The sequence below is a fragment of the Falsiroseomonas ponticola genome (assembly GCF_016805305.1).
Lineage (GTDB): Bacteria > Pseudomonadota > Alphaproteobacteria > Acetobacterales > Acetobacteraceae > Falsiroseomonas > Falsiroseomonas ponticola.
The window spans coordinates 199,737-220,474 of the sequence record NZ_JAERQN010000001.1; the positions used below are offsets into that span (position 1 = coordinate 199,737).

The 20,738-nt window shown below is 71.1% G+C and carries 20 protein-coding genes and 1 pseudogene; 8 read left to right on the forward strand and 13 right to left on the reverse strand.

Annotated features, from left to right (window positions below; all coding sequences use genetic code 11):
* Positions 1-16: 16 nt before the first annotated feature.
* On the forward strand, positions 17-1,348 hold the full coding sequence (locus JJI54_RS00950) for an LLM class flavin-dependent oxidoreductase (protein ID WP_203072274.1): 1,332 nt from the start codon (positions 17-19) through the stop codon (positions 1,346-1,348).
* Positions 1,349-1,351: 3 nt separating this feature from the next.
* Here JJI54_RS00950 and JJI54_RS32540 read toward each other — a convergent pair whose 3' ends face one another.
* Complete coding sequence (locus JJI54_RS32540) at positions 1,352-2,089, reverse strand: SH3 domain-containing protein (protein WP_203070049.1); 738 nt, start codon at positions 2,087-2,089, stop codon at positions 1,352-1,354.
* A 78-nt stretch (positions 2,090-2,167) separates the two neighbouring features.
* Entirely contained in the window at positions 2,168-2,902 is a 735-nt protein-coding gene (locus tag JJI54_RS00960; protein ID WP_203070051.1) for a maleate cis-trans isomerase family protein, read from the reverse strand.
* A gap of 95 nt (positions 2,903-2,997) precedes the next feature.
* On the opposite strand from JJI54_RS00960, the gene JJI54_RS00965 reads away from it, so the two are divergent.
* Genes JJI54_RS00965 through JJI54_RS00985 form a run of 5 tightly spaced genes read left to right on the forward strand, consistent with a single transcriptional unit; the run spans position 2,998 to position 7,017 of the window.
* On the forward strand, positions 2,998-3,900 hold the full coding sequence (locus JJI54_RS00965) for a polysaccharide deacetylase family protein (protein ID WP_203070053.1): 903 nt from the start codon (positions 2,998-3,000) through the stop codon (positions 3,898-3,900).
* Positions 3,901-3,928: 28 nt separating this feature from the next.
* Positions 3,929-4,888, forward strand: coding sequence for a Bug family tripartite tricarboxylate transporter substrate binding protein (locus JJI54_RS00970; RefSeq protein ID WP_203070055.1), 960 nt, complete (start codon positions 3,929-3,931; stop codon positions 4,886-4,888).
* Positions 4,888-5,295, forward strand: coding sequence for a VOC family protein (locus JJI54_RS00975; protein WP_203070057.1), 408 nt, complete (start codon positions 4,888-4,890; stop codon positions 5,293-5,295). The genes JJI54_RS00970 and JJI54_RS00975 overlap by 1 nt, the downstream gene beginning before the upstream one ends.
* Entirely contained in the window at positions 5,285-6,229 is a 945-nt protein-coding gene (locus tag JJI54_RS00980; protein ID WP_318987420.1) for a phosphoglycerate dehydrogenase, read from the forward strand. Before JJI54_RS00975 ends, JJI54_RS00980 begins: the two co-directional genes overlap by 11 nt.
* Before the next feature lie 11 nt (positions 6,230-6,240).
* On the forward strand, positions 6,241-7,017 hold the full coding sequence (locus tag JJI54_RS00985) for a maleate cis-trans isomerase family protein (RefSeq protein WP_203070060.1): 777 nt from the start codon (positions 6,241-6,243) through the stop codon (positions 7,015-7,017).
* On the opposite strand, the gene JJI54_RS00990 is transcribed toward JJI54_RS00985, so the two are convergent.
* From JJI54_RS00990 to JJI54_RS01030, 9 genes and pseudogenes are all read right to left on the reverse strand, one after another.
* Positions 6,969-7,736 (reverse strand): SDR family NAD(P)-dependent oxidoreductase, encoded by a 768-nt coding sequence (locus JJI54_RS00990; protein WP_203070062.1) that lies wholly within the window; start codon positions 7,734-7,736, stop codon positions 6,969-6,971. The two genes, JJI54_RS00985 and JJI54_RS00990, sit on opposite strands and share 49 nt — an antisense overlap.
* A complete protein-coding gene (locus tag JJI54_RS00995; protein ID WP_203070064.1) occupies positions 7,729-8,592 on the reverse strand; it encodes an MBL fold metallo-hydrolase in 864 nt (287 codons plus the stop codon). The genes JJI54_RS00990 and JJI54_RS00995 overlap by 8 nt, the downstream gene beginning before the upstream one ends.
* On the reverse strand, positions 8,589-9,320 hold the full coding sequence (locus tag JJI54_RS01000) for an SDR family NAD(P)-dependent oxidoreductase (protein ID WP_203070066.1): 732 nt from the start codon (positions 9,318-9,320) through the stop codon (positions 8,589-8,591). Before JJI54_RS01000 ends, JJI54_RS00995 begins: the two co-directional genes overlap by 4 nt.
* Complete coding sequence (locus tag JJI54_RS01005; RefSeq protein ID WP_203070067.1) at positions 9,317-10,498, reverse strand: ABC transporter substrate-binding protein; 1,182 nt, start codon at positions 10,496-10,498, stop codon at positions 9,317-9,319. Before JJI54_RS01005 ends, JJI54_RS01000 begins: the two co-directional genes overlap by 4 nt.
* A 254-nt stretch (positions 10,499-10,752) precedes the next feature.
* Positions 10,753-11,289 (reverse strand): annotated as a pseudogene (locus tag JJI54_RS01010) (ABC transporter ATP-binding protein); the annotation flags it as partial.
* The gene (locus JJI54_RS01015; protein WP_203070069.1) at positions 11,216-11,986 is read right to left on the reverse strand and encodes an ABC transporter ATP-binding protein; all 771 of its coding nucleotides are present in this window, start codon (positions 11,984-11,986) and stop codon (positions 11,216-11,218) included. The gene JJI54_RS01015 and the pseudogene JJI54_RS01010, both read right to left, overlap by 74 nt.
* The gene (locus JJI54_RS01020; protein ID WP_203070071.1) at positions 11,970-12,815 is read right to left on the reverse strand and encodes a branched-chain amino acid ABC transporter permease; all 846 of its coding nucleotides are present in this window, start codon (positions 12,813-12,815) and stop codon (positions 11,970-11,972) included. Before JJI54_RS01020 ends, JJI54_RS01015 begins: the two co-directional genes overlap by 17 nt.
* Before the next feature lies 1 nt (position 12,816).
* On the reverse strand, positions 12,817-13,833 hold the full coding sequence (locus tag JJI54_RS01025) for a branched-chain amino acid ABC transporter permease (RefSeq protein ID WP_226381330.1): 1,017 nt from the start codon (positions 13,831-13,833) through the stop codon (positions 12,817-12,819).
* Between the two features lie 112 nt (positions 13,834-13,945).
* Positions 13,946-15,568, reverse strand: a complete 1,623-nt coding sequence (locus JJI54_RS01030; protein WP_203070073.1) for an ABC-F family ATP-binding cassette domain-containing protein — start codon at positions 15,566-15,568, stop codon at positions 13,946-13,948.
* Between the two features lie 118 nt (positions 15,569-15,686).
* Between JJI54_RS01030 and JJI54_RS01035 the strand changes: the two genes are divergently transcribed.
* Complete coding sequence (locus JJI54_RS01035; protein ID WP_203070075.1) at positions 15,687-16,658, forward strand: Bug family tripartite tricarboxylate transporter substrate binding protein; 972 nt, start codon at positions 15,687-15,689, stop codon at positions 16,656-16,658.
* Entirely contained in the window at positions 16,655-17,851 is a 1,197-nt protein-coding gene (locus JJI54_RS01040) for a CaiB/BaiF CoA transferase family protein (protein WP_203070076.1), read from the forward strand. The genes JJI54_RS01035 and JJI54_RS01040 overlap by 4 nt, the downstream gene beginning before the upstream one ends.
* A gap of 1 nt (position 17,852) precedes the next feature.
* Here JJI54_RS01040 and JJI54_RS01045 read toward each other — a convergent pair whose 3' ends face one another.
* Together JJI54_RS01045 and JJI54_RS01050 are read right to left on the reverse strand one after the other, a co-directional pair.
* Positions 17,853-19,097, reverse strand: a complete 1,245-nt coding sequence (locus tag JJI54_RS01045; RefSeq protein ID WP_203070078.1) for an NAD(P)/FAD-dependent oxidoreductase — start codon at positions 19,095-19,097, stop codon at positions 17,853-17,855.
* 18 nt (positions 19,098-19,115) lie between these two features.
* Positions 19,116-20,690: an ABC transporter substrate-binding protein gene (locus JJI54_RS01050; protein WP_203070080.1), complete on the reverse strand. Its 1,575-nt coding sequence runs from the start codon at positions 20,688-20,690 to the stop codon at positions 19,116-19,118.
* Positions 20,691-20,738 lie beyond the last annotated feature (48 nt).

The window sequence follows — 20,738 nt, forward strand, 5'->3', positions numbered from 1 at the left end:
GACGCAACGTCGCCAGATGCGCCTCAACGCCTTCGACATGGCGACGCCGGGCCATATCCAGCAGGGCATGTGGACCCACCCGCGCGACGGCAGCACGGGCTACAACAGCCTCGCCCATTGGATGGAGCTGGCGCGGCTGCTGGAACGCGGCCTCTTCGATGGCCTCTTCCTGGCCGATGTGCTCGGCATCTACGATGTGCTGGGCGGCAGCGCCGATGCGGCGCTGCGCGGCGGCGTGCAGGTGCCCTTGATCGATCCCGTCGTCACCATCCCCGCCATGGCGGCGGTGACGACGCATCTCGGCTTCGGCGTCACCTGCAACCTGGCCTATGAGGCGCCCTACCTCTTCGCGCGGCGCATGTCCTCGCTGGACCACCTGACGGGCGGGCGCATCGGCTGGAACATCGTCACCGGCTACCTCGACAGCGCCGCCCGCGCGCTGGGCCATGACGCGCAGATGCAGCATGACGACCGCTACGATTTGGCCGAGGAATACATGGAGGCGGTCTATGCGCTGTGGGAAGGCAGCTGGGCCGATGATGCGGTGAAGCGCGACAAGGCGGGCGGCATCTACACCGACCCCGCCCGCGTGCGCCGCATCCGCCACCAGGGCAAGCAGTACCGGCTGGACGCCGTGCATCTCTGCGAACCCTCTCCGCAACGGACCCCCGTGCTCTACCAGGCCGGCGCCAGCGACCGTGGCCGCGCCTTCGCGGGGCGCCACGCGGAATGCGTCTTCGTCAACGGCACCAGCCCCGCCATCGTGGCGCGCCAGGTGGCGGATCTCCGCGCCCGCGCCGCGCCACGCCCCATCCAGGTCTTCGTCGGCGCCACCATCGTGACGGGCCGCACTGAGGCCGAGGCGCGCGCGCTGCTGGCGGACTACGCGACCCATGCCAATGCGGAGGCGACGCTGGCCCATGCCGCCGCCTCCCTCGGCATCGATTTTTCCCGATATGACATGGATGAGCCGATCGAGGCCGGCCCCACCCAGGCCATCCAGTCCAACGTCCAGGCGATGAAGCAGGTCGCGGGCCCCGCCTGGACCAAGCGCAAGCTGCTGGAGCAATCCGTCCTCGGCAGCCGCCAGCCCCCCATCGTGGGCGACCCGCACCAGGTGGCCGATGCGCTGGAGGGGTGGATGCGCGACGCCGATGTGGACGGCTTCAACCTCTCCCGCACCGTCATGCCGGAATGCCTGGAGGCCTTCATCGACCTGGTCGTGCCCGTGCTGCAGGAACGCGGCCTGTTCAAGACCGGCTACGCCCCCGGCACCTACCGGGAGAAGCTGTTCGGCGCCGGCCCGCGCCTGCCGGATACCCACGCGGCCGCCAGCCACCGCTGGTGAGGCTCAGGGAGCCTCCACCAGGCTCCCATGCACCCAGCCGCCGCCGGCGCCGTCATCCACCTGCAGCCAGCCGCCTGCCGCGCGGTCCAGCACGGTCAGGCTGGTGCCGCGCGGCGCCACGCGCAGCACCGCCGCGCCGCCGCCGGGGCCGCTGCGGATATTGCCGGGGCCGCGCAGCACCACCTGCTCGGCGCCGCCCGCGGCGGCCACGGCCGGGGTATAGGCAGCCGGCATCGCGGGCGGTGGCGCCGCCGCCTCGGGCACGGGCGCGGCCTCCGCCGGCGGCGCGGCGCAAAGCCGCCGCCACGCCTCGCCCGCCGGCCGGTTGCGCGTCAGGCCGGGGCCATCCTCCAGCACCACGAAGGGCGGCAGGGGGCGCGATGCGCTGGACGCCATGGCGGCATTGCTGCGCGGCGTCGCCAGCACCCGCGCCACGATGTCGGAAAGCCCGCCGCCCGCCCGGCCCGGCGCGGCGATCCGCGCGCAGACCACCACCTCCTCCCGCGCCCCCGTGCCGCGATGGGTCTCGAGCCCCAGCAGCTCGTCGGACAGGCCGGCGCGGCGCAGATGCTGGCGCACCGCCTCCACCGCGCTCTGCCCCTCCACCTGGTCATCGGGGCCGGGTGACGCGGCCGGCGCCGCCACCTCTCGCGACGGTGCCTGGACGGCCAGGGTGGCAGCCAGCGCGCCGGCGCCGAGCGCCAGCAGCAGGGCGATGACGGTGATGGGGCGGCCCGGCATGGGGCGAAGCGGTCCTCATGGCAATGAAAGGCGATGCCCCTCAAAGCCCTTCCACCCCTTGCGGTTCCGTGAACGGCGTCACGCCGCGGCGAAAAGACTCCCGCCCGCCCGCGCCGGGCGCTGGCCCAATTGCCGCGCGATGGCCCAGAGCATCGCCTGGTTGCTGCTCACCACGGGCTTGCCGATCCGCGCCTCCAGCCCCGGCAGCGCGGCGATGGTCGGCAGGTCCGTGCAGCAGATCAGCACGCCATCGGCGCCCGCATGGTCCAGCCCCTCCAGATGCGCCGCCAGCGCATCCGCGCTGGTGCGGGAGACCACGCGGAAGCGCTCCAGGCTCGTATTCAGCCCGAGCCCGAGCGAGGCCGTCGTCTCGATCCCCGCGGCGGCGAGATAGGCGATGACGGCGGCATTCGTCGTGTCGAGATAGGGCGTGAACAGCGCGATGCGCCGCAGATCCAGCGCCCGCAGCGCCGCCACGATGGCGCCGCCCACCTCCAGCGCCCCCTTCGCCTGCGCCCCCGCCACCAGGCCGAGCGAGCGTTCGGGGCCGAGCGCCATCGCCGCGCTGGTGCAGCCCAGCATCACCAGGTCGAGCTGGCAGGCGGAGAGATGGCCGAGCGGCGGCGCCGCATTCTCCGTCAGCTTCGCCGCCAGTTCCTCCCCGGTCAGGCCCAGCGGCAGCGTCATGCGCGCGGCGTGGAAGCTGGCCTCCGGCAGGCCGGCGCGGTTCATCTCCGCCTCCACCGTCGTGTTGCTGCCGGGCACGAGGAGGCCGACGCGAAGCGGGAAGGCGGAAGGGGCGGCGTTCTGCATGGGCCGAGCATGGCATGGCATCGCGCGCCACGTCATCCCTATCGCGCCGCCCTTCCCCGTGGTGAAGTACGGACAACTGCAGGAGAGCCCGCGCGATGCGCTACGACTTCGTCCCGATGCCCCACCGCAAGCCGCTCCGCTGGCCGAACGGCGCGCGCATCGCGATGCTGCTGACCACCAACTTCGAGTACTGGGACCAGACCAAGGATACCGACAAGCCCTTCTACCCCGGCGGCCCCTCCATCATCACCGACATGCTGCCCGGCAATGTCTATGACAACCCGAACTGGACCTGGCGCGAATACGGCCAGCGAGTCGGCGTCTGGCGCATGTTCGAGACCTTCGAACGGGCCGGCGTGCCGACCAGCTGCACCATGAACGCCAAGATGGGGCTGGAGCGCCGCCCCGTGGTGCAGCACGCCATCGACCGGGGCTGGGAGATCGTCGCCCACAACTACGTCCAGACCGACCTGCTGACCAACTACCAGTTCGACATCGAGGGCGAGCGGCGCGTGATCCGGGAGACGCTGCGCGTCTACAAGGACGTGGTCGGCAAGCCCGCCCGCGGCTGGCTCTCCTGCTCGCTGCGCTCCACGCCCAACACCGCCGATATCCTGGCGGAGGAAGGGCTGATCTTCTTCACGGATTTGCTGAACGACGACCAGCCCTACCTGATCCACACGGAATCGGGGAAGCCGATGGTCTCCATCCCCTACACCTCGGAGGTCAACGACTTCACCGTCTTCCTGCGCCAGGGCAAGGACGTGAATGGCGGCTTCGGCGTCTTTAAGGAACAGTTCGACGAGCTGTACCGCGAAGGCGCCACCAGCGGCCGGCTGATGAATATCGGCCTGCACCCCCACGTCATCGGCCAGCCCTTCCGCATCCGCGCGCTGCGCGACTTCGTGGACTACGCGAAGACCTTCCCCGATGTCTGGTGGACGACGCGGGAGGAGATCGCGGAATGGTACCTGGCGAACCACGAAAGCCACATCTGACCAGCCACCCCTGACGCGGAGACGAATGATGCGCCGAGTCCTCGCCCTGCTGCTGTTGCTGCTGCCCGCGCTGCCGGCCGCGGCGCAGGATTGGCAGCCGACGCGGCCCATCCGCATCGTCGTCCCCTTCCCGCCCGGCGGCATCTCCGACAGCCTCGCGCGCCTCTTCGCCGACCGCACGGGTGCCAGGCTCGGCCAGCCGCTGGTGGTGGAGAACCGCAGCGGCGCCAATGGCGCGGTGGCGGGCGAGTTCATCGCCCGCACCCAGGGCGACGGCTATTCCTACATCATGCTGTCGCCATCCCATCTGATGGTGCTGCCGGTGCTGATGCGCCTCAGCTACGACCCGATGGCGGATCTGCTGCCGGCCGTGAACCTGGCCGCCAACCCCTTCTTCCTCGGCGTCCCCGGCAATTCCCCCTTCCGCACGCTGGGCGACTTCATCGCCGCCGCCAAGGCGCGGCCCGGCGCGCTGGACTATGCCAGCGGCGGTGCCGGGTCCGGCACCCACCTCGTGATGATCTTCCTCTCGCTGCGTGCGGGCCTCGACATGCAGCACATCCCCTATCGCGGCGGCGCACCGGCGGTGCAGGACCTGCTGGCCGGCCGCACCGCCGGCTATTTCGGCAATCCCTCCGACATGGCGCCCTTCCTGCAGAGCGGAGAGGTGCGCGTCATCGCCTCCTCCGGCGCGGCACGCTCGGCGCTCGCGCCGGATGTGCCGACCGTGGCGGAGCAGGGCTTCCCGGGCTTCCGCTTCGAGACCTGGAACGGGCTGCTCGCCCCGCGCGGCACGCCCCCCGCCGCCATCGCGCGCCTGGCTGCCGCGGTGCGCGAAGCCTGTGCGGAGGAGGTCGTCCGCGCCGGGCTGCGGCGCCTCGGCAGCGATCCCGTCTGCAACACCACGGCCGAATTCGCCGCGCAGATGCAGGCGGAAGCGCCGGTGTGGCGGGACGTGGTGCAGCGTTCCGGCGTGCGACTCGACTGATGCGCGTCAAGCGCCTGCACCATGTCGCCATCGCGGTGACGGACCCCGCGCCGCTGGAGGCCGTGCTGGGCGATGCCTTCGCCCTCGGCACGCCGCATCGCGAAAGCCGCGCGGCGCTGGACATCGCCGTCTTCCACGCCGGCGACAGCGCGATCGAGCTGCTGCGCCCGACCGGCCCCGGCTCCTCCGTCCCCGCCTTCATCGCGGCAAAGGGCGAGGGCCTGTTTCACATCTGCCTGGAGGTCGAGGACCTGGACGCCGCCATCGCCGAGCTTTCGGCCAAGGGGCTGCGGCTGCGCGCGGGTTCCCCGATGGCGGGCCATGCCGGCACGCGCGTCGCCTTCCTGGACACGGCCACGACCGGCGGCGTGCTGTTCGAATTGCTGGAGCAGCCCGGTGGCGCCTGACCGGCCTCGCATCGCCGTCGCCTCCCCCAGCTTCTGCCAGCACCCGGTGCTGCGCGCCGAACTGCTTGCCCTGTATCCGGACGCCAAGCTGAACCCCAGCCCGCACCGGCTGGAAGGCGATGCGCTGGTCGATTTCCTGCGGGGGCATGAGGTCGCGGTGCTCGGCCTGGAACACCTGACGGCGGCGATGATGGATGCGCTGCCGGAACTCCGAATCGTCAGCAAGCTCGGCACCGGGACGGACATGCTGGACCTCGCCGCCATGCGCGCCCGCGGCATCCGGCTGGGCTGGGCGCCGGGCGCCAATGCGCTGTCCATCGCCGAACTCGTCATCGCCTTCGCGCTGCTGGCGCTGCGCCACATGGGCGCGCTCAACGCCGCGCTGCGGGCCGGCGAACGCCCGCCCCAGCGCATGGGCCGCCTGCTCAGCGGCCGCATCGTCGGCCTGCATGGCTGCGGCCATATCGGCCAGCAGGTGGTCCGCCTGCTCACCCCTTTCGGCTGCACCGTCCTGGCGCATGACGTGGCCGATCGCGCTGCCTTCTACGCCGCGCATGGCGTCACCGCCGTCGCGCTCGATGAGCTGCTGGCGCGGTCGGAGGTGCTGTCCCTGCACATCCCGCTCACGCCCGAAACCCGCGGCCTCTACGACGATGCGATGCTGGCGCGCCTCCGCCCCGATTGCGTGCTCATCAACACCGCCCGCGGCGAGATCGTGGATGAAGCCGCGCTGATCGCGCGCCTGCGCGACGGCAGGCTCGCCGCCGCCTGCGCCGATGTCTTCGCGGGCGAACCCGCCATCAACCAGGCGCTGGTGGACCTGCCCAATTTCTTCGGCACGCCCCATATCGGCGGCAGCGCGGAGGAAGCGCGCCTCGCCATGGGGCGCATCGCGATCGAGGGCATCACGAACAACGCCCTGCCCGAACCCTGACCGGACGCCGCATGCATCACCACCTCAGCACCCGGGCGAAGCTCGGCCTCATCGTGCCGCCCAACAACACGGTGAACGAGGCCGAGTGGCAATCCGCCCTGCCGCCAGGCGTCTCGCTCCATGCCACGCGCATGCGCCTCAACCCGCTGGCCCGCGCGCCGGAGGAGATGGCGAAGCTCCGCGCCGATCTGCGCGAGGCCGCCGCGCTGGTCGCCGAGGCCGGCGTCGATGTCGTCGCCTTCGGCTGCACCGCCCCCTCCGCCGTGAATCCGCGGCGGGAGATGGAGGCGATGATGCAGGAAGCCGCCGGCCGCCCCGGCGCCACCGCCGGCGCCGCCATGGCCGATGCGCTGCTGGCCGTGGGCGGCCGGCGCATCGTGCTGCTCTCCCCCTTCTCGGAGAATGTGACGAAGCACGAAGCCGCCTTCCTGGCCGGCGAGGGCATCGAGGTCACCGCCATCGCCTCCCTCGGCCACCAGACCTATGCCCCCGGCCGCAGGCTCGGCATCCACCTGATCGGGCCGGAGGAGATTCGCGCCGCCCTCGCGCCCCTGCCGGTGGCGCAGGCCGATGCGGTGATGCTCAGCGGCACCAACCTCGTCACCTTCCCGATCATCGAGGCGCTGGAAGCGGAGATTGGCCGCCCCGTCATCAGCAGCAACCAGGCGCTGCTCTGGTCCGCGCTGCGCCGCGCCGGCATCGAAGATCGCCTCCCGCTCGGCAGGCTCTTCGATGTCGTTCAGGCCGGCGGGCCGCCGGAGACGGAGAGCACCTCGCCCGTCACATAGTCCGGCGCATCGAGCGCGAAGTAGAGCAGCGTATTCGCCACTTCCTCCGGCGCCGCCAGCCGCCCCATCGGGATGCGCTCCGCCCGCTTGGCCGCGCCCGGCGATCCCGGCGGGAAGGCGCGCGTGGCGACGCCGCCCGGCGCCACGGTGTTCACGCTGATGCCGCGCGGCGCCAGCTCCTTCGCCAGCGACTTGCCGAAGGCGATCACCGCGCCCTTGGACGCCGCATAGACACCGAGCCCCGGCGCGCCGACCAGCCCGGCGACGGAGGCCACCAGCACCAGCCGTCCCCCACCCACTTCCAGCAGCATCGGCACCGCCGCATGGGCGGTGTTCAGCACGCCGAACAGGTTGAGGTCGATGATGCGGCGCCACTCCTCCGGCCGGCTGTCGGTGAAGGGGCTGAAGGCGCCCGGCAGCATGCCCGCCACCACCAGGCTGCTGACGCCACCGGCATTGGCGATGACGGCGCGGAACCCGCCCAGCGCGCTTGCGGCCCGCCGCATCGCCGCCGCCACGGCTTCGGCCTGCGTGACATCGACGACCGCCGTCACCACGCGCAGCCCCGGATGCGCCGCGCGCAATCCGTCGCCCAGCGCCTCCAGCGCCGCGCCATCGAGGTCGAGCAGCGCGAGCGGCACCCCCCGCGCCGCCGCCATCACCGCCGCGGCGCGCCCGATCCCATGCGCGCAGCCCGTGATCAGCAGCGCGTCATTCATCGCGCAGTCCGAAGGCGTCACCATCCCGCGTCACGTTCCACACCACCCGCCCGCGCGCGTGGTGCGGCACCAGCGCCAGCCCCTCATCGGCCGCCTCCGCCAGCAGCGCGCGCCGCGTCGCCACCGCCTGCTCCGCATCGCTGCAGAAGCGGGAGACGATCTCGGGCATGGCGAGCTGCACCGGGTGATGCACGGCGTCCGCCGCGATCAGCACCTGGCGCTTCGTGCCCGTCAGCGTGATGCCGACCTGCCCCGGCGTATGCCCCGGCAGCGGCCGGAAGCGGATGCCGGGGTGGGGCGAATGGTCATCCGGCACCTGGTCCAGCAGCCCGGCCTCCGCCACCGGCAGCACGCTGTCGCGGAAGCAGCCATGGCCGACCGGCGCCACCGCATCCAGCGCCGCCCAATGCGCGAACTCCCGCGCCGCCGTCACGTAGCGCGCGCGCGGGAAGGTCGGCACCCAGCACCCCTCCTGCCACCGCGTCGCCCAGCCGACATGGTCCGCATGCAGATGCGTGAACAGCATCCCGTCCACCTCCTCCGGCGCCACGCCGAGCCGCTGGAGAAAATCCGTCTTCCGGCGGTGCCAGGAGGATCGCGCCGGGCGTTCCTTGTCGTCGCCGACGCCGCCATCGACGACGAAGGTGCGGCCGGCGGCCTCGATGACGAAGACCTGGATGCGCAGCAGCAGGCTGTCCGTCTCCGGCTCCACGCTCAGCGGATCCAGCGCCGCCCCGCGCGCCAGGATCGAGGGATCGGTCCGATGGAACAGCACCTCCCGCGGCAGCCGGAAGGGATCCTCATCCGCCACCCCGCGCAGCACGATCCCGCCGAGGTCGAGCGACCAGTCACTCATGGCATATAGGCCCCGCCATTCACCCAGAGCACCTGCCCCGTCATGTAGGCGCTGTCGGGGCCGAGCAGGAACATGACCGGCCCCACCACATCCGACGGCACCGCGATGCGCTTCAGCGGCATCATCGCGCTGTAGGCGGCGATGTCGAGATTGGTCTGCCCATCCTCGCTGGACCGCCCCGTGCCGCCGCGCAGGAAGGCCGTATCCACCGCGCCCGGCCCGACCGCATTCACCCGGATCAGCGGCGCCGCCTCCAGCGCCATGGTCTTGGTCATGGACACCACCGCGGCCTTGCAGGCGGCATAGGGGCCGTAGCCCGGCCGCGTATGCGCGGCGAGGCCCGAGACCATCTGCACCATGGCCGGGCTCTCGCCCTTCGCCAGCAGCGGCAGCGCGGCGCGCGCCGTCAGGAAGGCGGCGCGGAGGTTGCCCGCGACCACCTCGTCCCAGAATTCCGGCTCCACGCTCTCCAGCTTCCGCATGCCCAGCAGGAAGCCCGCCAGGTTCACGAAACCCTCGAGCCCGTCTTCCAGCTGCGCGAAGGCCGCGCGCACCGATCCCGCATCCGCGGCATCCACCGGGATCGCCCGCACGCCGTCCGGCACCTTGTGGCGCTCCAGCGAGGCCGGCAGGTCCAGCACGAAAACCCGCCATCCCTCCGCCACCGCGCGCGCCACCAGCGCGCGCCCGATGCCGCCCGCGCCGCCGAGGACCGCGAGGCGCCTCATGCGCAGGTATCGGCCGGGAAGCTGTCGAAAAGCGACCAGGCCTGGTTCCTGATCTCGATGATGAAGCCCGGCAGTTCCGCGTCCCGCGCCGCGTCGAAGCAGGTATCCTCGCCCGTCACGCCGGTGAAGCGGATGCCGCGCAGCGCGTCGCGGAAGGCGGTGCGCTCGGCGGCGATGCGCGATGCCTCGCCCGTCACCTGCGCACGCTCCGCCGCCTGCTTCATCAGATAGACGATGTCATAGGCCTGCGCATCGCTGTGATGCGGGATGCGCTTGCTGGTCAGGCCGCGCTTCGCATTCTCCTCGGCATATTTCCGGGTGAAGGCGCGGGTCGCATCGTTGCGGTCCCACCAGAAGCCCGCGACGATGATCATGCCCTCGCCCTCCGGCCCGAAGAGCTCGACGGAGTTCGGGTCGGCGAAGATCTGGCTGCCGATCACGCGGCCGGTGAAGCCCTGGCGGCGCAGCTCCCGCAGCACCTTGCCCGCGCCATCCGGCGTCGCCGCCAGCGCCACCACCTCCGGCCCGCGCTGCAGGATCTGCGTGACCTGCGGCGCCACGTCGAAGGTGCGGTACTGGAAGCTCACCGGCTCCCCGAACGCGATGTTCCGCGACCGCAGCAGGGCCGGGTAGAACTGCGTCGCGGTGATGTTGGAGATGCGCTCATCGGAGATGAACATGATCTCCGCCTTGCTCGCCGGCACGCCCTTGCGGGTCAGCGACGTCAGCAGCCGCCCGAACTGCTTGCCCTCATCCTCCGTCAGCCGCCAGGCATAGCTGAAATTGCCGGTGAGCCCGGGCTGGGAGGCGGAGTTGGAGATCTGCACGATGCCAAGTCGCTCGCCGACCGGGAACGCCACCGCCGATTCACCGGAGGAGAAGGGCCCGATGATCGCCAGCGCATTGTCGTCGCGCGCGAATTTCTGCGCCGCCGTCGCGGCCTGGCGCGGGTCGGATCCCGTGTCGAACTTCTCGATCCGGATGCGGCGGCCATTGATGCCGCCGGCGGCGTTGATCTCCGCCACCGCGATATCGACGCAGGTCTCCGTCGCCTCCCCCGGCGTCTTCAGCGGCCCGGACTTCACCATGGTGAGCCCGATCACGATCTCCCGCGCCTGCGCCAGCGCCGGCAGCGCGAGAAGGCCGCCCGAGGCGGCGAGAAGGGTCCTGCGCTTCATCATCATCGTCTCTCCGTCCCTCAATGCGATCCGAGATACGCCGCCGCCAGCGCCTCATTGTCGGCCAGCCGGTCCGCCGGACCGTCCAGCACGATGCGGCCCAATTCCATCACATAGCCCCGCGACGCCGTGCGCAGCGCCATGCGGGTGTTCTGCTCCACCAGCAGGATCGCGAGCCCGTCGCGGTTCAGCTCCCGCACCAGCTCGAACAGCCGCCCCACCAGCAGCGGCGAGAGGCCGAGCGAGGGCTCGTCCAGCATCATGAGCCGCGGCCGCGCCAGCAGCGCGCGGCTGATCGCGAGCATCTGCTGCTCCCCGCCCGAGAGCACGGAAGCCAGCATGTCCCGTCGCGCCGCCAGGTTGGAGAAGCGCGCATAGATGCCGTCGATGTCGCGCGCAACATCGCCATCCCGCCTGCCATAGGCGCCCATCAGCAGGTTCTCATGCACCGTCAGGCTGACCAGGATCTGCCGCCCCTCCGGCACCAGCACCAGGCCCCGCTTCACGCGTTCCGGCGCGCTCAGCGCCGTGACATCGGCGCCGTCGAAGATGATGCGCCCACCCGCCGGCGTCACCGCGCCGGCGATCGCCTTCAGCAGGCTCGACTTGCCCGCGCCATTGGCGCCGAGCACCGTCACCACCTCCGCCCCCGCCACGCCGAGCGACACGCCCCGCACGGCATGGGTGCGGCCGTAGCGGACCTCCAGCCCCTCGATCTCAAGCAGCATCGGCACCGAGATAGGCCTCCCGCACCAGCGCATCGGCCCGCGCGCCGGCCATGCTGCCCTCATAGATCCGCTTGCCGAAGTTGAGCACCACGACGCGGTCGCAGACCTCGTCCACGAAGCCCATGTCGTGCTCCACCACCAGCAGCGCCGTGCCCCCATCGGCGATCTTCCGCAGGAAGCGCGCCAGTTCCGCCGTCTCCGCCGGGTTCAGCCCCGCCGCCGGCTCGTCCAGCAGCAGCAGCTTCGGCCGGCTGGCCAGCGCGCGCACCACCTCGATCTTCTTGCGGATGCCGTAGGGAAGGCTTGAGACGACATCGCCCGGATCGATGTCGAGCCCGGCCTCCGCCAGCAGCGCCTCGGCATCCCGCCGCCAGCGCCCGCGCGGCATCCAGCCGATCGGCGTCAGCAGCGCGCCGAGGCCCGAGGCGCGCGCCTGCTGGCCCAGCATGACGTTCTCCACCGCGGAGAGATGCGGCATCAGCCGGATGTTCTGGAAGGACCGCGCCATGCCCGCCAGCACGCGGTCCCGCGGCGGCAGCGTGCCGATCGCCTTGCCATCCAGCGTGATCGTCCCCGCATCCAGCGGATAGACCCCGGAGATCAGGTTGAAGACCGTCGTCTTCCCTGCGCCATTCGGCCCGATCAGGCCGAGCCGTCCGCCGCGCGGCACGGTGAAGGAGACGTCATCCACCACGCGCAGCCCGCCGAAGGCCTTGCCGATGCCCACGACGGTCAGCAGCGCCTCATCCGGCATCGGCATGCCTCCGCCGTCCCATCAGGCGCGCGAGCAGCGTGCGCGTGACCATCCCCTCCGGCCGGAACATCATCATGGCGACGATCATCACGCCGAAGACGACGTAGCGCCAGGACCCGCCGATGCGCAGCAGTTCCGGCACGATGGTGAAGAAGGTGGCGCCCACCAGCGGCCCCCAGGCCGTCTGCGTGCCGCCGATCAGGACGAAGAGCAGCACGTAGATCGACAGCAGGGGCGAGAAATACTGCGCCTCCACGAAGGAGAAGTGATGCGCGTAGAGCGCGCCCGCCAGCCCCGCCAGCCCGCCGCCGATGGCGAAGCCCGCCACCTGCACGGCCCGCGCCGGCACCCCCATCAGCACCGCCACCAGCTCGTCGTCATGCAGCGCCCGCATCGCCAGGCCGAGCCTGGTCGCCGTCAGCCAGAAGACCCCGGTCGTCACCGCCGCGGCGGCGCCAAGCAGAACCGGCAGGTCCACATACTCCGCCACCACCAGCCCCATCGCACCGCCGAGCGCGGGCTGCGTCAGGATGATGCCGGTGACGACCTGCGCGAAGGCGAAGGTCGCCAGCACCATGTACACGCCCCGTGTCCGCAGCACGGGAAAGGCGATGCCGATCCCGACCAGCGCCGTCAGCAGCGTCGCCGCCGGTACCGTCCAGGCCGGCGTCCAGCCCAGCTGTTCGCCCAACATCGCCGCGCCATAGGCGCCGATCGCCATGAAGCCCGCGCCGCCCAGATTCAGCTGTCCGGCCGTCGCGGTGACAAAGATGCCATAGGCGAAGATGATGTTGATGGCGAGGATCGCCAGGATGCCGGACCAGTAGCCGGACATGTCAGAGCTTCCCCTTGCCGATGCGCGAACCGCCGAACAGCCCCTGCGGCCGCAGCACGATCGCCGCCAGCAGCACGGTCCAGACCACCACCTGCGCCGCATCGCCGCCGAAGAAGTGGATGCCCAGCGTCTCCAGCAGCCCCACCAGCAACCCGCCCGCGATGGCGCCCCAGATCGACCCCAGCCCCCCCAGCACCATGGCCGCGATCGCCTTGGTGCCGACATGGTCGCCCATGAAGGGGGAGACATCGCTGTAGTTCACGACAAACAGCGCGCCGGCGACCCCGCAGAGCAGCCCGCTCAGCAGGAACACCACCGGCACGATGCGCGTGACCTCCACGCCCAGCAGCGTCGCGGTATCGGGGCTTTCCGCGATGCTCCGCAGCGCGCGGCCGGTGCGCGTCTTCGCCAGCAGCCAGGACAGCCAGAAGACGATGGCGAGCGACAGCAGCAGGGAGGTCAACTGCGGCAGCCCCACCACCAGCGGCCCCACCTGCCAGTCGAGGCGAAAGCGCACCGGGAAGCTCTGCGCCTCCGACCCCAGAACGATCAGCACCAGGTGTTCGAAGATCAGCAGGAAGCCAAGGGAAGACACCAGCGGGATCGCATGTTCCGTCGCATCCCCATGCCGCGTCTTGAGGTAGCGGAAGGTGAAGCGCTCCACGACCAGCGAGGCGAGGATCGCCACCACGATCCCCGCCGGCAGGGCGAGTGCCCAGTGCCAGGCCTCGGTGAAGGGCAGCCCGTGCCGCGCCAGGCCCCAGGCCACCATGCCCGTCAGCATGAACATGGTCGGGATGGTGAAGTTGAGGAAATTCAGCACGCCGATGGTGAGCGTGAAGGCCACCGCCACCGCGACATAGATGCCGCCCAGCATCAGGCCGGAGACCACCTGCTGCGCCAGCGTCGCGCCCCCCGGCAGCGCGGCCAGCCCCGCGATGGCCGCCACGCAGCCCATCGCCACCGCCGCCGAGACCACCAGCGGATGCGCCCCGCGCATCCCCGCCGCGGCGCTCATGCGCGGAGTTTCACCCAGCGAGAAAACACGCGATGCGGCAAGCGCGGCTCCTGCGATTTGTCCGGACCAATGGGGCCCAGATTCGCGGCACCGCGCAAGTCTCATTAACGCATCAGGCGTGCAGGCCCGGCGCCTCCTGCCCCGTCCGCGCCACGTATTCGGTATAGCCGCCGCCATAGAGGTGCACCCCCTCCGGCGTCAGCTCCAGCACCCGGTTGGACAGCGCGGCCAGGAAGTGGCGGTCGTGGCTGACGAAGAGCATCGTGCCCTCGTAGTTCGACAGCGCCGTGATCAGCATCTCCTTCGTCGCCATGTCGAGGTGGTTGGTCGGCTCGTCCAGCACCAGGAAGTTGGGCGGGTCGAACAGCATCCGCGCCATCACCAGTCGCGCCTTCTCGCCGCCCGAGAGCACGCGGACGCGCTTCTCCACCTCATCGCCCGAGAAGCCGAAGCAGCCCGCCAGCGACCGCAGCTGCCCCTGGTTGGCGCGGGGGAACTCATCTTCCAGGGACTGGAAGACGGTGCGGTCGCCATCCAGCAATTCCATCGCGTGCTGCGCGAAATAGGCCATCTTCACGCTGCCGCCGATCGTCACGCTGCCGGCATCGGGTTCCGTCGTCTGCGTCACCAGCTTCAGCAGGGTCGATTTCCCCGCGCCATTCACGCCCAGTACGCAGCAGCGCTCCCGCCGCCGCAGCAGCAAATCGAGCCCGTCATAGATCACGCGGTCGCCGTAGCGCTTGTGCACGCCGCGGATCTGGACCACGTCGTCGCCCGACCGCGGCGCGGGCATGAATTCGAAGGTCACGGTCTGGCGCCGCTTCGGCGGCTCCACCCGCTCGATCTTGTCGAGCTTCTTGACGCGGCTCTGCACCTGCGCGGCGTGGGAGGCGCGGGCCTTGAAGCGCTCGATGAACTTGATCTCCTTGGCCAGCATCGCCTGCTGGCGCTCGAACTGCGCCTGCTGCTGCTTTTCCGCCATGGCGCGCTGCTGTTCGTAGAATTCGTAGTCGCCGGAATAGCTGGTCAGCGACCCGCCATCGATCTCGATCACCTTGTTGATGATGCGGTTCATGAATTCCCGGTCGTGGGAGGTCATGAGCAGCGCGCCGTCATAGCCCCGCAGGAAATTCTCCAGCCAGATGAGGCTTTCCAGGTCGAGGTGGTTGGACGGCTCGTCCAGCAGCATCACGTCGGGGCGCATCAGCAGGATGCGGGCCAGCGCCACGCGCATCTTCCAGCCGCCGGACAGCGCGCCGACATCGCCATCCATCATGTCCTGGCTGAAACTCAGCCCCGCCAGCACCTCCCGCGCCTTGCCCTCCAGCGCATAGCCGCCCAGGTCATCGAAGCGCGCCTGCACCTCCCCGAAGCGCTCGATCAGCGCATCCAGCTCATCCGCCTTGTCGGGATCGGCCAGGTCGGCCTCCAGCGCCCGCATCTCCGCCGCCACGGTGGAGACATCGCCCGCGCCATCCATCACCTCCGCCACCGCGGAGCGGCCCGCCATCTCCCCCACATCCTGGCTGAAGAAGCCGATGGAGACGCCCCGATCCACCAGCACCTGGCCCTCATCGGGCGGTTCCTGGCCGGTGATCATGCGGAACAGCGTGGTCTTGCCCGCGCCATTCGGCCCGACGAGCCCGATCTTCTCTCCCCGCTGCAAGGCGGCGGAGGCCTCGATGAACAGAAGCTGGACGCCGTTCTGCTTGCTGATGTTGTCGAGGCGGATCATGGAAGGCCCGGTGCGGTTTCGCGGCCCCTATGCCACAGCGCCCCCGCCCGCGCGACCGCCCCGCATTGTCCGCGCCCGCCCCATGGGGGATGCTCCGCCCCACGCGAAGGAGACGCCCATGCCCCCCTTGCCCCGCCGCCCCCTGCTGGCGGCCCTGCTCGCCGCCCCCGGCCTCGCCCGCGCCCAGCCCGCTTGGCCCAGCCAGCCCGTGCGCCTCGTGCTGCCCTATGCCGCCGGCGGCCCCACCGACATCATCGCCCGCCTGATCGCCGATGCGCTATCGCAACGCCTGCCCCAGCGCGTGGTGGTGGAGAACCGGACCGGCGCGGGCGGCAATATCGGCGCCTCCGCCGTCGCCAAGTCCCGGCCGGATGGCGGCACCTTCCTCTTCACCAATACCGGCCATGCCGTGAACCGCGCGCTCTATGCGCGGCTGGACTACGACCCCGCCAAGGACCTGACGCCCGTCACCATCGTCGCCGAAAGCCCCATGGTGCTGCTGGTGCCGAACAGCTCCCCCGCCCGCACACTGGCCGAGTTCGTGGAGCGTGTCCGCGCCCAGCCCGGCGCCTTCAGCTATGGCAGCACCGGCACGGGCGGCGCGCTGCAACTGGTCAGCCTGCTGCTGCTGAAGGCCGCCGGGCTGCGGATGGAGGAAGTCCCCTATCGCGGCAGCGCCCCCGCGGCGCAGGACCTGATCGCGGGGCGGATCGAGATGCTCTACGACGCCGGCGCCACCGCCTTCCCGCTCGCCACCAGCGGCCAGGCCCGGGCGCTGGTCGTCTCCTCCGCCCAGCGCAGCGCCGTCATGCCGGCGGTGCCGACGGTGGGGGAGGCCGGCTTCCCCGCCGCCACCTTCAGCGTCTGGCAGGGCATCCTGGCCCCCGCGGGCACGCCGGAGCCCATCATCACCCGCCTGCGTGACGAAGTCGCCGCCCTGCTCGGCGATGGCCCGCTGCGCGCCCGCCTCACGGATCTCGGCGCGGAGCGCATCGTGGCGAACACCCCCGCCGAGGCCCGCGCCTATGTGGAGGCCGAGATGACGCGCTGGGAAGCGGTGCTGCGCGAGGCCGGGGTGCAGCCGCAATGACCACGCTGCCCCTGCATGGTGTCCGCGTGCTGGACCTGACCAATGTCCTCGCCGGCCCCTTCGCCACCTACCAGCTCGCGCTGATGGGCGCCGAGGTCATCAAGATCGAGCAGCCCGTGCGCGGCGACCTCGCCCGCCGCCTGGGCGCGGATCCCGAGGCCGCGAAGCGCAACATGGGCGCCTCCTTCGTCGCGGTGAATGCGGGCAAGCAGTCGGTCACGCTCGACCTGAAGCATCCGAGGGGCAAGGAGGTCTTCAAGCGCCTGGTCTCGGAGGCCGATGTCGTCGTCGAGAATTTCCGCCCCGGCGTGATGGACCGCCTCGGCCTGGGGTGGGAAGCGCTGTCGGCGATCCGCCCATCGCTGGTCTTCTGCGCCATTTCCGGCTTCGGCAAGGACGGGCCGCTGGCCAATCGCCCGGCCTATGACCAGATCGTCCAGGGCATGGCGGGGGTGATGAGCATCACCGGCAGCGCCGAGAGCGCGCCGCTGCGCGTCGGCTTCCCGGTCTCCGACACGGTCGGTGGCCTGACCGCCGCCTTCGCCGTCGCCTCCGCGCTGGTCGGCGCCCGCGCCACCGGCCAGGGCCGCTTCCTCGATGTCTCCATGCTGGAATCGACGCTGGCGACGATGGGCTGGATCGTCTCCAACTTCCTCAATGCCGGCGTCGTGCCCACGCCGATGGGCAACGACAATTTCTCCGCCGCCCCCTCCGGCGCCTTCCGCACCGGCGATGGCCTCATCAACATCGCGGCGAATGAGGACAAGCAATACGCCGCGCTCTGCGAGCAGCTCGGCCGGCCGGACCTGCTGACGGACCCGCGCTTCAGCGACCGCCACGCCCGCAAGGCCAACCGCGCCGCGCTGACGGTGGAGGTTGAATCGGCCCTCGCCGCGAAGGATGCCGCGACCTGGGAATCGCTGCTCGTCACCGCCGGCGTGCCCGCGGGGCAGGTGATGACCGTGCCCGCCATCATCAACCACGCCCATGTCCGGGACCGCGGCTTCGTGACGGAGATCGAGGCCCCGGAGGGCGTGCAGCGCCTGACGCGCTGCGGCTTCCGCTTCGGCGATGCCAACCCCGCCCCCGCCGGCCCGGCGCCCGCGCTCTCCGCCCAGACGGCGGATTGGCTGCGGCGCCTCGGCTATGACGAGGCCGCCATCGCCACCATGCGCGACGAAGGCGCGGTCTGAATCAGAGAAAACGCTCCGCCCGGTAGGGTTCCGGCGGGATGAAGGGCGCCTCCCCCGTCATCATCTCCGCCAGCAGCCGCCCGGTCGTTGGGCCCAGCGTCAGCCCCTGATGCGCATGGCCGAAGGCGCACCAGGCGCCTTCCTGGCCGGGCAGCGCGCCGATCACCGGCAGCATGTCCGGCATGCAGGGGCGCGTGCCCATCCAGGGCTCGCTCTCCACCCGCTCCGCCAGCGGCAGCAGGCTGCGCGCTACGGGCTCCGCCTGTTCCAGTTGCACCGGCGTCGGCGGCGCATCCGGCGTGGCGAATTCGGCGCCCGTGGTCAGGCGGATGCCGGCCCGCATCGGCGCCAGCAGGAAGCCGCTCGGCGTATCCAGGATCGGGCGATGCAGCACCGCATTGCCGCGCAGCCCGAAATGCCGGTGGTAGCCGCGCTTGCCGAAGAGCGGCGGCGCATAGCCGAGCTTCCGCGTGACCTTCGTGGCCGCGGCGCCGAGTGCGATGACGACCTCCGCCGCCTCCACCGCGCCCTCCACGGTCTGCACCCGCCAGCCCGCGCCCGCGCGCTCCAGCGTCGTCGCATCGCCATGCAGGAACCGCCCGCCCGCCGCCGCGAAGCGCGCGGCGTATGCCAGCACCAGCGCCTGCGGATCGCTGACCGACAGCGGATCGGTCCAGTGGATCGCCCCCGCGCGCCCCACCATCAGATGCGGCTCCGCCGCCGCCAGCCCCTGGCGGTCCAGCGCCACGAAGTTCACGCCATGCTCGGCCCGCGCGCGCTCCGCCTGGCGCAGCGCCGCCTCCATCCCCGCTTCATCGCCATAGAGCCGCATCCAGCCGATCGGCCGCAGCAGCGCCATCGCCGGCGTGCCGCGCGCCAGGGCGAGGTGCTCATCCAGGCAGGTCTCGATCAGCGCCGCATGCGCCGCCGCGGCGCGTTCGTAGCGCGCGGGCTCCGACTGCCACCAGTAGCGCAGCAGGGGTGACGCCAGGCCCGGCAGCGCGTCCCAGTGGTAGCGCGCATCGATGGCGCGGTTGCCCGCGATGCGCAGGATCTCCCGCGCCTGGCGCGGGAAGGGATGCGGGAAGACCGCCTCCCGCTGGATCAGCCCGCCATTGCCGAAGGAGGCACCCTCACCAGGATCGCGCCGGTCCACCAGCACCATGTCGCGCCCGCGCCACGCCAGGTGCAGCGCGACGGAAACGCCGACCATGCCGGCGCCCAGCACCAGGACCGAGGCTGCCATACGACGCCGCCCGCTCCCTCAGCGCGCCGGCCGCGCATGCACGGCCACCACCTGCTCATCCATCCGCGGCGTGTAGGTGATGGACCGCCGCGTGCCGATCGCGCTCATCTGCACATAGAGCGGGATCTGCACCTGCATCGCCTCCACATCGTGCATGATCTCCCGCAGCGCCGCCTCCCGCCCCTCATCCATCCGCACCATCACGGCGCGGATGCGCGCATCCAGCGCCGGGTCGCTGAAGCCGGAGCGGTTGGCACCGCCCAGCACGCCATCCGCCTGCCGCGTATGGAACGAGGTGGACAGCACATAGGACGCATCGCCGGAGGAGAAGGACCGGCCGACGAAATGCACGGGCAGCGTCACGCGCGCGGGCCGGATGCGCGGGAAGAACACCGTGCTTGGCGTCACGTCCACATTCATCTTGAGCCCGGCGCGGGACAGCATCTGCCCCACCGCCTGGCAGATGCGCGCATCATTGACGTAGCGGTCATTGCTGCAGGCGATGGTCAGGCCGAAGCCATCGGAATAGCCGGCCTCCGCCAGCAGCCGCCGCGCCGCGGCCGCGTCGCCCGCCGGCACGCGCGCAGCGGGGTCGTAGCCGCCGAAGCCTTCCGGCGTCAGCTGGCCGGAGGCCACGGCCTGGCCTTCCATCACGCGCTCCACCAGCGCATTCCGGTCGATGGCCAGCGACAGCGCCTGGCGCACCCGCACATCCGACAGCGGGTTCACCGGCAGCGGCTGCCCCGCCCCATCCACCGCCAGCGGCAGCGGGTCCCGCGCCACGTTGAGCGAGAGATACATGATGCGGTCGGTCGGCCGCGTCGCGACATTCACGCGCCCCTCCCGCCGCAGCCGCGCGATGTCGCCGAGCGGCACATCCTCGATCAGGTCGAAATCGCCGGCCAGCAGCCCCGCCAGCCGCGCGGCGTCATTGGCGACGACGCGAATATTCACGCGCTCCCAGGCCGGCTGCGCGCCGTGATAGCCAGCAAAGCGTTCCAGCTGCATGCCGGATGGCGTCACGCCGCCGCCCACCACGCGATAGGGCCCGGTTCCGATCGCCGCGCGCCCCGCGTTGAAATCCTGCGTGCTGGCCTGCGCGGCCGCGCGGGCGGAGACGATGAAGACATTCGTCATCTGCCCGGGGATCACGGGATTGGGTTCGCTGGTGTGCAGCCGCACCGTCAGCGGGTCCACCACCTCCACCCGGCTGATCGTGCGCAGGTTGATGGTGTAGGGCCCGATATTGCCCGGCACGTCGGGGATGCGCGCGATGGAGAAGGCGATGTCGTCCGCCGTGAAGGGCGTGCCGTCATGGAAGGTCACGCCGGGGCGCAGCTTCAGCTCCCACACCTGCGGCTCCACCGCGCGCCAGCTCTGCACGGCGCCCGGCACCTGGCGGCTGTTCTCGTCGCGGCTGATGACGGTGTCGTAGATGTGCCGCGCCGCCGCCATGTTGGGGCCGTTGAAGAAGAAATGCGGATCGATCCCGAAGGTCGATTGCACCGCCATGGTCAGCGTCTGCGCGGGCGCCGCCTGTGGCAGCGCAAGGATGGCGAGGAGGAGCAGGCGGCGGAGCGTCTGGGTCAGCATGCGTGGCCTCCGGTCTGCCGAAAACCTTCGACGCTGCCGCGGGGCCCG